Annotated in this window: 9 protein-coding genes, 1 tRNA gene and 2 pseudogenes; 8 read left to right on the top strand and 4 right to left on the bottom strand. The window is 67.2% G+C overall.

What is annotated here, in order from left to right:
• Window positions 1–450: pseudogene (locus JWP83_RS21540) on the top strand (PE family protein); the annotation flags it as partial.
• 672 nt (window positions 451–1122) lie between these two features.
• Window positions 1123–1782 (top strand): cutinase family protein, encoded by a 660-nt coding sequence (locus JWP83_RS21535; protein ID WP_297734451.1) that lies wholly within the window; start codon window positions 1123–1125, stop codon window positions 1780–1782.
• 97 nt (window positions 1783–1879) lie between these two features.
• On the opposite strand, the gene JWP83_RS21530 is transcribed toward JWP83_RS21535, so the two are convergent.
• Entirely contained in the window at window positions 1880–3679 is a 1800-nt protein-coding gene (locus JWP83_RS21530) for a hypothetical protein (protein ID WP_297734453.1), read from the bottom strand.
• A gap of 203 nt (window positions 3680–3882) precedes the next feature.
• Here JWP83_RS21530 and JWP83_RS21525 point away from each other — a divergent pair, with 203 nt between their 5' ends.
• Window positions 3883–4728, top strand: a complete 846-nt coding sequence (locus JWP83_RS21525; protein ID WP_297734448.1) for a s-methyl-5-thioribose-1-phosphate isomerase — start codon at window positions 3883–3885, stop codon at window positions 4726–4728.
• A gap of 90 nt (window positions 4729–4818) precedes the next feature.
• Here JWP83_RS21525 and JWP83_RS21520 read toward each other — a convergent pair whose 3' ends face one another.
• Both JWP83_RS21520 and JWP83_RS21515 read right to left on the bottom strand, forming a co-directional pair.
• Window positions 4819–6486: an MFS transporter gene (locus JWP83_RS21520; protein WP_297734446.1), complete on the bottom strand. Its 1668-nt coding sequence runs from the start codon at window positions 6484–6486 to the stop codon at window positions 4819–4821.
• Window positions 6487–6800: 314 nt separating this feature from the next.
• Entirely contained in the window at window positions 6801–7904 is a 1104-nt protein-coding gene (locus JWP83_RS21515) for a low temperature requirement protein A (RefSeq protein ID WP_297734444.1), read from the bottom strand.
• A gap of 271 nt (window positions 7905–8175) precedes the next feature.
• On the opposite strand from JWP83_RS21515, the gene JWP83_RS21510 reads away from it, so the two are divergent.
• Entirely contained in the window at window positions 8176–8499 is a 324-nt protein-coding gene (locus tag JWP83_RS21510) for a WhiB family transcriptional regulator (protein ID WP_297734442.1), read from the top strand.
• Window positions 8500–8690: 191 nt separating this feature from the next.
• Complete coding sequence (locus JWP83_RS21505) at window positions 8691–9083, top strand: hypothetical protein (protein ID WP_297734440.1); 393 nt, start codon at window positions 8691–8693, stop codon at window positions 9081–9083.
• Window positions 9084–9231: 148 nt separating this feature from the next.
• Here the strand turns inward: JWP83_RS21505 and JWP83_RS21500 are convergent.
• Window positions 9232–9305: transfer RNA gene (locus JWP83_RS21500), tRNA-Gly, on the bottom strand.
• Window positions 9306–9492: 187 nt separating this feature from the next.
• Between JWP83_RS21500 and JWP83_RS21495 the strand changes: the two genes are divergently transcribed.
• The 3 genes and pseudogenes from JWP83_RS21495 to JWP83_RS21485 all read left to right on the top strand — a co-directional run.
• Window positions 9493–10128 (top strand): hypothetical protein, encoded by a 636-nt coding sequence (locus JWP83_RS21495; protein ID WP_297734438.1) that lies wholly within the window; start codon window positions 9493–9495, stop codon window positions 10126–10128.
• A 42-nt stretch (window positions 10129–10170) separates the two neighbouring features.
• Window positions 10171–10743 carry a dCTP deaminase gene (gene dcd, locus JWP83_RS21490; protein WP_297734435.1) on the top strand — a complete coding sequence of 191 codons (573 nt, stop codon included), beginning with the start codon at window positions 10171–10173 and terminating at the stop codon, window positions 10741–10743.
• 105 nt (window positions 10744–10848) lie between these two features.
• A pseudogene (locus JWP83_RS21485) lies at window positions 10849–11919 on the top strand (hypothetical protein); the annotation flags it as partial.

Raw genomic sequence — 11919 nt, 5'->3', positions numbered from 1 at the left:
CTCTTCGGCTTCGGCGGCGCCGGTGGGGCCGGCGGGACCGCCCTGACCGCCGGCGGCACCGGCGGGGTCGGCGGATACGGCGGCGACAACGGTTATGTGTTCAGCGATGGTGCCGGCGGCATCTATGCCGGGGGTTCCTTGTTCGGCATCGGCGGAGCCGGCGGCGACGGCGGGGTCGCCCAGGGCGGCGGCTACGGCGGCACCGGCGGCCTCGGGGGGCTCGGCGGTCTCGTCTTCGGGCTGGGCGGCCACGGTGGCAATGGCTACGGTGCGGCCGGCTTGGCGTTCGGGGGCAACGGCAGCCAGGGCGGCTACGGCGGCCTCCTCTTCGGCATCGGCGGCGCCGGCGGCAACGGCGGCATTGGGCTCACCCCGGGCGTCGGTGGCCCCGGTGGCTTCGGCGGGTACTACATCGGCGGCCCGAACGGTCCGAGCGGATTGCCGGGGTGACAGCAGCCGGATCTCCGCGGGCGGATTTGCCCGCCATAGCGCCCCAAAACCGAATAAATGCAACTCGTCGTTCCATCCGAAGCATCGGCAACGGTTCGGACTACCCGAACTTGCCTTCGACAATTCCTTGAGCAATGGCGTTGGCCAGTGAGTTGATAATCGGGGCCGGGTTGCACGGACGATCGTTGAGTTCTCTGAATTGCGCACCAACAGTCGAATGTACGAGGACGTCCATTTGCGAGCCGGTCCTCAAACAATGGTTCTTTTGGCCGGTGCAGTGTCCGTACCTTGCCTTTGCCCCGACCGAGCCCGCGAATGCTTCACCAAATCAGCGAGGGGTCGCTGCTGTCCCTGTGCCCGTCGCGCGGCATGTGCCGCCGCCTGGCTTGATATCCGAGCCAGATCCCCAACGACCAGATCGCGAATATTGCCACGAACCCGGCTACCACTACTAGTTCCATGCTTCGCTCCTGCGAGAAGGCATACCCGCCGACGCGTCGGTCGTACCACTTACCGCGGTCACAACCTCGACCTCCCGGCAAGACGCATTCGAGTCATTACGCGTGGTCATCAGCGGCACGACGTCCCGTTGAAACTGGCAAGCGGGCCGATTAGCCCGCACTAGACCGAAGGGCACTGACCCCACAGTCAGTAAGTCCGTAATATCGCGTCATGAGGCTTGTCGCGATAACACCAGGCGCGCACGGTGTCCTCGGCGCGGCGGCCGCCGCACCGCTCGCCGCGGCATTGGTGATTGCGCCGGCCGCGACGCCCTCTCCGATAGCGGCGCTGATTCCGTCGGCATCGGCGGCATGCCCCGACGCCGAAGTGGTTTTCGCTCGCGGCCGAGAAGAACCACCCGGCGTCGGCGCAGTCGGCGACGCACTCGTCAATTCGCTGCGCGGCAAGACGCGTATGTCGGTCGGCGTGTATGGGGTCAACTATCCTGCCAACATAAGCACCGGCAGCGGCGCCAACGATATGAGCGCCCACGTTCAATCCATGGCCAGAAGTTGCCCGAACACCCGCATAGTGCTCGGTGGCTATTCGCTGGGTGCCGAGGTGGCTGACCTTGTGACCGGCGGCCGTGCGGGATTCGGATTCATCAACCCACTGCCGCCGGGTGCCGATCAGCACATCGCAGCGATCGCGTTATTCGGTAACGGCAACCGGGGAGTGGCCCCCGCCTTCGCCGGCAAGACGATCGACCAGTGTGCGCCCGGCGACCCCATCTGTGGGAGAGGCATGAATTGGCCGTCGCATCTGCAGCCCTCGTACATCGACTCCGGACTGGTGGATCAGGCCGCCAGCTTCGCTGCCGGCAAGCTCTAGCGCGGACGCGGATGCGCTAACTGTTCGCCGACCACCAGTGTTGCTCCGCGGGGCGCTTGGCTCCCAGCGGGATGCGTTGCGCGTGTCAGTGGGACGGCTATCGGTGGCCGCCGCCACCACTCTGGCCGCCGCCACCACTCTCGGCGCCGCCACCAGAGCTCCCGCCGCCACCAGAGCTCCCGCCGCCACCGCTCTCAGTGCCGCCGCCAGAGCCGCCGCCACCGCCGGGGCCGCCACTGCCGAAGTCGCCGCCGCCACCGCCGTGGCTGCCGCCACCGGACTCACCGCCACCGCCGACCGGCCCACCACCGCCAGAGCTTTCGGCGCCGCCGATCGGCCCGCCGCCGCCATGGGATTCACCTCCGCCGACCGGCCCGCCGCCTTCGGGAGACGCGCCGGGCGTCCCGTGGCTCGGACCGGGACCAGTAGCGGGTCCGCCGCCTTCAGGAGGTGCGCCGCCGGGAGTCCCGTGGCTCGGGCCTGGGCCGTTAACAGGCCCGCCGCCTCCCGGGTTGCCCGGGGCGCCGCCGCCTGTGCCACCAGGATGGGGCCACGGCCCCTGCCCCGGAGGAGTTTGGTGGGGTGGCGGCGAGTGCGGCGGGGGGACGTGGACCGGCGGTGGCTCGGCAGGCGCCGACGGCTGCGGTGGCGCCTGGATCACGGGCGGCCTCGCCGGCGGGTCGGGCAGCCAAACCGGCGGAAGCGGGGCCGGCGCTATCGGCGGGACCACTACGGGAACTGGCACGGCCGGCGCCGCGGGAACCGGGGCCGCCGGAGCCGGAGCCACCGGAACCGGGGCTGCGAGGGCCGGAGCCGCCGGCGGCGGTGCGCCTGCGGGCGGACTCAACGGCTTGGGCGCCGCCGCCTTCGTGGCCGCCACTTGCCCGGGTGCAGGCGCGAATATCTGCTCGGCCGGGGCGATGAGATTTTGGAGCGGCGCCGGCAGCAAGCCGACTGTCGTGTGGATGCCGACGGCCAGGGCGATCTCTAGTGCCATCGCGGCGCTAATGCCAGCCACCGCCACCGCACTTCCGACCAGCAGGCCCGGCCTCGGACGGGGCCCGCTCTTAGCCCGAGCGCCAGCGTCGATGACCACAGTCGGGGCACTGGCTTCATCGTCCTCCACCGCGCTGTAGGCGAGTTCGTCGTCGCCCGGCTCGGCGCCGGCGATGCTCAGATACTCGGGCAGGGCGCTCGCGTCGAGCGCAGCGGTGCCGGGGTCTTGTGCGTAGGCCAGCGCGGCAGTCGACGAAGCAAACAGTGGCGCATTCGCGGATGCCAGGGCCGCCCCGCGGGCCAGTGCCGTCTCCGGCTCTTCCGCCGCGCTCACGCTAAGTGAGGTCGCCTCTTCCAGGTGCGGCTTGATCGGGGCGATGTCGACGCCGGAGCCGACCACAAACAGGCCACCCGGGCGCGTGGGCAGCTCGTCGAGCCCGGCGACCATCTCCATCAGCTCTGCGGTTGCAGCCTCCCCGGACGTGCCATGCAGTTGTTCTTTGTGTGCATCGGCGATGGAACCGTCGGAGGTCTCGACAACGGCCAAAGTTGCGGTGTCGGGTTCCACGAAAAGCACCGCGGTCCGCTCGTAACCCATTGCCCCGCCGACAGATTGAGCCAATGAGGTCGCGGCGAGAAACGCCGAGACCAGCATGACGTTCTCGAGCTTGTGGGCGGCCAGCGCATCGCCCAACGCTTTCGCTTCGAGCTGGTCGGTGCATGCCACCCCGACGGCGGACAGTTCGAGGCCGGCACCGGCCGCGTCGTCGCGAGTACCCAGGATGGCGGCGATCGCTCGATCAGACGCGCTGACGGTGGGCGAATCGTCGGCGGCGATGACGGCGAATTCTTTCTCGTCTACTATTGCGCCGTCAGCGTTTTCGCCTTGCAGCAGCACCATCTGAACCGAGTCCGGCGCCAGCGAAACTCCGAGCACGATATCCACGACCCACGCCTCCCGAAATCTTGGCGGCCGGCCGCCGTCTGGGCGGAGCAGAGACCACGCGGGCCGCTAACTGATCGTCGCTCGGGAAGCTGTATCAGGATCCTGCCGAAGTTATGTAGGCCTTAAGAAGCTCAAGCTGGGCGGGCGAGGGTCGGCTCGTGCGCAGGACCATCGATTGGGACGACGACGCGGTCACGATCATTGACCAGACCGCGCTGCCGGGCGACTATCGCGTTCTCACTCTGCGCACCGTCGACGAGCTGATCGACGCGATCCGGCGCCTGGCCGTGCGCGGCGCGCCGGCGCTGGGCGCGGCGGGCGCGCTTGGCGTTGTGCTCGCTTTGCGCGAGAAAGGCGACGTTCTGGGTTCGGCCGAACGGGTCGCGAACGCACGACCGACCGCCGTCAACCTCAGCTGGGGAGTCGCGCGCGCACTCGAAAAGCTCGACGAGGGCGCCGAAGCCGTGCTCGCCGAGGCGCTGGAAATCCTCGACGAGGACGAACGCCTCAACCGCGCCGCATCCGCCCACGCCGCCGAGATCGTCGTCGCACTATGCGATCGCCGTCCGCTGCGGCTGCTGACCCACTGCAACGCCGGTCACCTGGCCACCGTGGCCTGGGGCAGCGCGCTCGGTGTCGTCTGGCACCTTCACGAGCGTGGACTGGTCGAGTCGGTGCTGGTCGACGAGACGCGTCCGCTGCTGCAGGGCGCCCGGCTCACTGCGTGGGAGCTGGCGCAGGCGGGCGTGCCATATCGGGTGCAGCCCGACGGCGCCGCGGCGGCGGCGATGGCACGCGGACTCGTCGACTGCGTGCTCGTAGGCGCCGATCGGATCGCGGCCAACGGCGACGTCGCCAACAAGATCGGCACCTACGGCCTGGCCATCGCCTCTCTACCTTCAGAACCGGCGCAAGTCTTTGGCGTCGATTCTGCTCTGAATGTGTTCGAAATCCCTTGGCACACAAGGTATGTCGTGGCGCTTACGAGCGTTGGGAAGCGTTGATGTGGGCCTTATGGGCTGGCTGGGCAGCCAACGGTAGAAGGGTCGAAGGCTGGGTGGTGGAGCAATACGAACGGCGCGCCGGGACGACCATTACCGCGGGAATAATCTATGCGCACTCTCGCCCTGGCGTGAGCGTGCGCTGTTGTCCGCGTTTTCACGGCGTGTCGACTGGCAGACACGCACGCTCGTGCGGAGTCGCTTGATGACCCGCAGTTGCGTGCCGTCGCGTCCTGGTGCCCACAGCCCGATCAGCACCGTGGTGATGGCGACGATGACCGCGATCACCAGCACCGCGGTCTGCATCGCGTGGATGAAGGCCGTCTCGCTCAATGCGGCGAGTCGATCACCCAGCGGCCCAAGTCTTTCCGAAATCTTCAGCGCCTGCGCCAGGGAATCCGACGCCGGCCCACGTACCGGCTCTGGGAACGCGGTCAGTTGAGGCAGCAGCCGGTCGGTGTAGCGGGTGGCCAGGATCGAACCAGCGACGGCGATACCAAGCGCACCGCCGATCTCACGGGCAGCGTCGTTCACTGCCGACGCGACGCCCTGCTTATTGTCAGGAACGGCGGTCATGATCGCCGAAGTCGCTGGGGCGGTGAGCAGTCCGATCCCGACGCTGAGCACCAACCACCGCCACACTTGATCGAGGTACGACGAAGTCGCGTCGACGTGGCCGAGCAACAAGAAGCCGACAGCAATCAGGGCCAGCCCGCTGACCAGCACCACCCGCAGACCCAGCTTCGGCAGGTACCAGAACGAAAACCCGGAAAGGACAATGATTCCCGCCATGACCGGACTGATCGCGAGGGCTGTCCCGATCGGGGAGTAGCCCTGGACCAGTTGAAGATACTGCATGAGGAGGTAGAGGAACCCGAAGTTGGCGGCGAAGAACAACACGATGGTCGCCGCGCCGACCGCGAAGGCCGGGTCAGTGAACAACCGGACATCGAGCAACGGTTGCCGACGTCGGATCTCGACGAAACCGAACAGCGCCGCGAACGCCACGCCCGCCGCAATGCAGCCGTACACAATCGGATTCGTCCACCCGTGCGAAGGTGCTTCGAGTATCCCGAACACGAACAGGGCGACTGCGCCGCCGATCAGGAATGCACCCGGCCAGTCGACCGGCGGAGCATCCTTGACACGCGACGGCACCACGGTGCAGCCCAACACGAAGAGGACCACACCGGCGGCGGCCAGCGCCCAGAAGATGGATTGCCACGACCAGAAATGCAGCAGCGCACCCGATCCCAAGAGCCCCAGGATGCCACCCGAGCCTGCGGCTCCGGCCCAGATGCCGACGGCCTTTGTGCGGTCCTCGAGCGAATAGGCCGCGGTCAGCAACGACAACGTCGCGGGCATGATCAGCGCCGCACCAGAGCCGGCGACTGCTCGCGCAACGATGAGCGGCAGCGGGCTGGCGAATACCAGTGGTGCGATCGACGCGACCGAGAAGATCGCAAGTCCGGCCAGCATGGCGCCTCGTCGCCCGAATCGGTCGCCGATCGCGCCGCCGGGAAGCAGCAGGCACGCCAGCACCAGTGTGTAGCCGTCCACCACCCACGTCAGCTGCGTCTGGGAGGCGGAGGTCGTCACCGCGATGTCGCCGAGCGCGGTATTCAGGGCGACCATCGACGCCACGACCAACGTCACGCTCGCGCAAGAGACGACGAGCGTCCACGTCCGGAGCCACTTCGAGTCGCTGATTGCGGTCGAATCGGTAACCTGGTGAGGCCGAAGGGCGTCAACCGAATTCATGCGCCTCTCCTTTGGGTCGAGGACAGAGTTTCGAGACTATCAGTCTCGTAGGTAGATCAACAGCCACCGTCGCGCACCGGCTGCACAGTTCGATTGTGGGGACTTAGCAAACGGTTTCCGCGTCGGTGTCTCGCTAGGTCAGTGCCGAGATAGCGCCAAGAGCGGCTCTGGCGGGTTGCTTGGTCGGCGAGGTACAGCTCTGACCTGCTGTGATGCGGAGCCGATGACGGGAATCGAACCCGCGTATTCAGCTTGGAAGAGCCCGCCGTCCCTACGGGCGCCAAGTGCGCGACCGTGATGCCGGCCGTTGCCAACTAGCGGACCATGCCCGCCGTGGCGGGTCCAACACGAGGACGTCGCCACAACTCCCACGCCAGGCGCGCCACTCCGATGGCCGTCAGGATTACCAGTGCGGCCATGGCGGCAAGGTGCGTAGCGGCAGGCCACACGAGTAGTGCCGCGGCGCCGGTCACCATCCGGTCGATCGTCAGCTGGTGATGGTCGCGCCAGCGGTAGGCCACGTCGGCGAAGTAGAAGAGGGCGACGCCGCCCGTCAGCGCGAGCGCTGGCAAAGGCCGCAGTGCGGCGTGGACATCCTCAACGGCCGCATGCGCCCCCACGGCGAAGAACATGACGCCGGCGATCAGCGGTAAATGCAGATAGCTGTACGCGTCGCGGGCAAGCCGGGCCCGCTCGTCACCCGAGGTTTCCTGCATCCGCCTCTCGGCGCCCGACGTCAGACCGAAATAGGTCCACCACAACGTTGCCGAGATGAGCACGCCGAGCACGAGCGCGGCGATAACACCCGGATGGTGCAAGTTCCGGCTGCCGCCAGCACCGAGTTCCACGATCGCCTCGCCCAGCGCAATGATGATGATCGCGCCGTGACGCTCGATGAAATAGGACGGCGCGACCCGAAAGCCGCCCATCCCGACGACGAGCGGGGCGCCGTAGTCGATCACGGCGGCGAGTATCCACATCGCCTCGCGGTAAGGGGTGCGCAGGAACGCGGCGACGACGATGAGTGCGGGCGCGGCGACGAAAGCAACCGTCATGCGCCGGCTTCCCGCTTCCAGTTCCGGATTCTCGCCCGATGAGCCGACGACGAACTTGGCGGCGTGGGTGAGCCGGACGACGAACAGCGCGACACCGAACACCAGCGCTCCTGTCGTGAAGGCGCTGGGCAGTGCGGTGGCCGCGACGAGCATGGCCGCCATCGCCGCGATGACGATGCTCTGGTGGGACACCTGGACGGTCTCGAACGTGTTCGTCAACCAGGTGTAGCCCACCCAGGCCCACCAGACCGCCAGGAGCGCAAGGACGCCGCGGCCGAACGACAGCCAGCTGATGTTGTTCAGCATCAATTGGGTGACTTGCGACATCGCGAAGACGAACACGAGGTCGAAAAACAGCTCCAAGTGCCCCTGTGATTGATCGCCCTCAGACGAACCCTCGCTATCCGGACGATCGCCGCCATCGCAGGGCTGACGTCTCGGACCTCGCGCTCTGCCATACGGCGGCGGGTACCCCACCAGCAGTCTGCAAATCCCCGCCGGCCCGCCGACCTCTCGGGCCTTTCGCCCACCGACTGCGAAGTCGACGGGACACCGCGCCCGACGAGCTCGTCCGGCCGATTTAAGTAGTTGGCTACGCTAACCGGCTCCCGCCCACGCGTGAAGTATTGCCCCCATGACGGTGTTTATCAGTCCAGCGGCCGAATCCCGCGACGAGTGGGTGGCGAAGGCGCGCTGTCGCTCCTCCGATCCCGAAGAGCTGTTCGTCCGCGGAGCCGCGCAGCGGAAGGCGGCCGTTATTTGCCGGGAGTGTCCCGTCATCGCCGAGTGCGGCGCCGAAGCGCTCGACAACCGGGTGGAATTCGGTATTTGGGGCGGCATGACCGAACGCCAGCGCCGGTCGCTGCTAAAGCGGCACGGCGAGGTGGTCTCGTGGGCCGAGGTCTTGGCCGCCCAGCGCAAACACCGCAATGCTCGTGATTGGCCGTCCGCCGGGTAAGGCAGCGACGGCATCGCCGTATCGGCTGACCTGAGCCGGCACGACTACGCGCATCAACCTTGCGACCGGTGCACGCCGCGACGGAGCAATCGAATTGGCGTAGTGCGCTACGCGCTCCATCCCTCCGCGGCGCCGCGCACGACGCGGTGAAACTCCTGCATGAAGCGCTTGCCGGGGCCCAAAGACACGGCGTGCCAACGGGTCTGCCCCCGGCGAGTTGCTTCGCGTTGGCCGAAGGACACGCCAAGCTCGGCCAGGCGACTGAAGCCAATGAAGCGGCAGCCAAAGCCACGTCGTGTGTACCGTCCGACTACCTGTTCATGCACACCGGCTTGGCGCTGGCGACCGGTTGGGCGTTGGCGGCAAGCGGTTGCCTGACCCACGCTGTTGCGACCGCGAGAGCCGCCGCCGCGCAGGCGCGCGAACGATCCCAGCCGACCCACGAGCTGGTCTCCATCCAGGCGGCGGCGCAGTGGGGCGATACCAGGATGCGGTACGCGCGCGCGAACTGGCGGGGGCGCTATCGTTGCCGCTCGCCAATGCCCCTGGGCGACGGCGGAATCGCTGCGGGCCAACGATGGTGATGGGCTGCTGGTCGCGTCAGCCGAGTACCTCGCCATTGGTGATGAGGCCACCAGATCGTTGCACCACTCTCCGCACATCTACAGCGAATTCCCGGCGCAGGACACAGCGCCCGAACCGCGTGATCAGGGTCATTTGTCTGGTGAGACGTGGAGCCGATGACGGGAATCGAACCCGCGTATTCAGCTTGGGAAGCTGATGTTCTGCCATTGAACTACATCGGCGCGGTCGCTCCGAAAGGCTAGCATCCAGCACCGGGGGCGCTCGTCGGGCGCTCCGGCGGCCCGTGGGGCATCGATGCGACATACAAAGCTCATTCCGGCGCATCCGGCGAATGCCGCTATTGGCGCGGACACGGTTCTTAGGCACTCGATGTTTATTATTCCGTGATCTCGTCGTAATGTGCTCCGCGTGGGTCGGCATCGATTAGCCAAAAAGCGACGCAAGTCACAAGTAGCCCTGGCTGCGGTGCTCGCTCCGGCCGCGATCTTCTTCGCGGCAGCGGGGGATGTCCGTCCTTTAGCCACCCGCGAAGATGCCAAACCCGTTATCGGCGACATCGAGCCGTGCTGCCTGCAAATCGTCACGGCGGCAGCGAATACGTCCGGTAAAGCCCCTGACACCCGGTTGGCTGCGGCGTCGAGATACCACACGCGAGCCCGCTTCCTGCCCGTCGGGATCGCGCCGGAGCAGGGCCTCCAGGTCAGGACGATCTTGGCCGCCCGTGCCATCAGCACGGCGTTCCCCCAGATTCACGAAATCGGGGGCGTCCGGCCGGATCCGCTGCCGTGGCATCCTCTCGGTTTGGCGATCGACGTGATGGTTCCGGACCCCGGCAGCACCGAGGGCATCGCGCTGGGCAACGCGATCGTCGCGTACGTGCTGAAGAACGCGTCGCGCTTCGGGATGCAGGACGCGATTTGGCGTGGCGTCTATTACACGCCCAACGGATCGCAAGCGAGCAGGCTCGGCCACTATGACCACGTCCACGTGACGACCACCGGAGGCGGCTACCCGAAGGGTGGCGAAATGTATCTCGCTGACTGAAGCCAGGACGACTCGCGCACAGCAGCCGGATAGGCTCAGCGAGTGCTGCTCTCCGATCGCGACCTCAGGGCCGAAATCACCTCAGGCCGCGTGGGCATCGACCCGTACGACGACACCTTGGTGCAGCCGTCCAGCATCGATGTTCGCCTCGACTGCATGTTCCGGGTGTTCAACAACACCCGCTATACCCACATCGACCCGGCAAAGCAGCAGGACGAGCTGACCAGCCTGGTGGAGCCCGTCGACGGGGAACCGTTCGTGCTGCATCCGGGGGAGTTCGTCCTGGGCTCGACGCTGGAGCTGTTCACCCTGCCCGACGACCTCGCCGGGCGACTGGAGGGCAAGTCGTCCCTGGGCCGCCTGGGTCTGCTGACGCACTCGACCGCCGGCTTCATCGATCCCGGCTTCAGCGGGCACATCACCCTCGAGCTGTCCAACGTCGCGAACCTGCCGATCACCCTGTGGCCGGGCATGAAGATCGGTCAGCTGTGCATTCTGCGGTTGACCAGTCCGGCGGAACATCCCTACGGCAGCTCCCGCGCAGGGTCGAAATACCAAGGTCAGCGGGGACCGACCCCGTCGCGCTCGTACCAGAACTTCATAAGGTCTACATAGGTTCGACAGCGCGCCGCCACAGCGTTTTTGCGCGATGATGTAGTGGTCATGGTTACCGCCCGCTCGACCATGGCTTCGCCAGCAATACCTTTGGAGGGGGTTGTAATGGACATTGTGCTTGGGATGTCGATGGCACCGGCATCGATCCAGATGGTGGTCGTGGAAGGCGAGAACGCCGACGGCGCCACGGTAGAAGAGGACGAGTTTGACGTCACCGCTGCCGACGACGCGGCCACCGCGAGCGCGCCCGATCGAGTAGTCGCCGCCATCCTCGGCACCCGTGAGGGCGCGGCCGATGCCGGCCTGGAGCTCTCGGCGATCGGCGTGACGTGTACCGACCAACTCGAGGCGGCCGCCTTGCGTGACGCGCTGGCCGCCCACAAGATCGAGAACGTCATGCTGGTGTCGGCGTTTCTGGCGGCGGCGGCGCTGGCCCAAAATGTCGGCGGCGCAGTGGGTTACGAGCGCACCGCGGTGCTGTACGTGGAGCCCGACACCGCGACGATGGCTGTCGTCGAGACCTCCGACGGTTCCATCGGCCACGTCTACAAGCAACAGATTTATGCGGAGTCCTACGACGACGCGATCACCCAACTCAGTGGGATGGTCGCCGGGCTGGAAAAGACGGAGCTGGCCCCCGACGGGCTGTTCTTGGTCGGCTCGGGCGTCGACATCGCCCCGATCAAGCCCGCGCTGGAGTCGGTGACGTCGCTTGACGTGAGTGCGCCGGAGGAGCCGGAGACCGCGCTGGCCCGCGGTGCGGCCTTGGCCTCGGCGAACGCGCCGTTGTTCGCCTCGTCGACCGCGGCGCTGGCCTACGCCCAAGATCCCGGCACCGGCGCCGTCGACCGCTACCCCCTTCCCGAATACCTCAGCGTTGGGTCCGAACTCGGCGACGAGCTGGCCTACAGCGCGGTGCGAGACGACGACGCCGACACCCCGACGGTCGTCATAGAGAAGCTGTTCGTTCAAGCACAGGGCCAGCCGCGTCGCCGGCCGGTCCTGCTGCTCGGTAGCGGTTTGGCGGTCGTCGGCATCAGCGCGGTGCTGGCGCTGGAAATCGCGCTGGCCATCGGCATCCGCACGACCGGGACCGTGGCGTTGCGGCCCACCCCGGGCCAAAACCTCATCGTCCCAACGCAGCAGGCGCCCGCGCCGGTCGAGGCGGCCCCCGCG

Source organism: Mycobacterium sp., assembly GCF_025965855.1.
GTDB lineage: Bacteria > Actinomycetota > Actinomycetes > Mycobacteriales > Mycobacteriaceae > Mycobacterium.
The sequence above is the reverse complement of the archived record's forward strand: the minus strand, read 5'-3'. Positions and strand labels throughout refer to the sequence as shown.

Bases quoted from the DNA above. Each gene is read 5' to 3' on its own strand.
- JWP83_RS21530 (WP_297734453.1), bottom strand. From the start codon at position 3,679: ATGGTGCTGCTGCAAGGCGAAAACGCTGACGGCGCAATAGTAGACGAG.
- JWP83_RS21510 (WP_297734442.1), top strand. From the start codon at position 8,176: ATGACGGTGTTTATCAGTCCAGCGGCCGAATCCCGCGACGAGTGGGTG.
- JWP83_RS21535 (WP_297734451.1), top strand. From the start codon at position 1,123: ATGAGGCTTGTCGCGATAACACCAGGCGCGCACGGTGTCCTCGGCGCG.
- JWP83_RS21520 (WP_297734446.1), bottom strand. From the start codon at position 6,486: ATGAATTCGGTTGACGCCCTTCGGCCTCACCAGGTTACCGATTCGACC.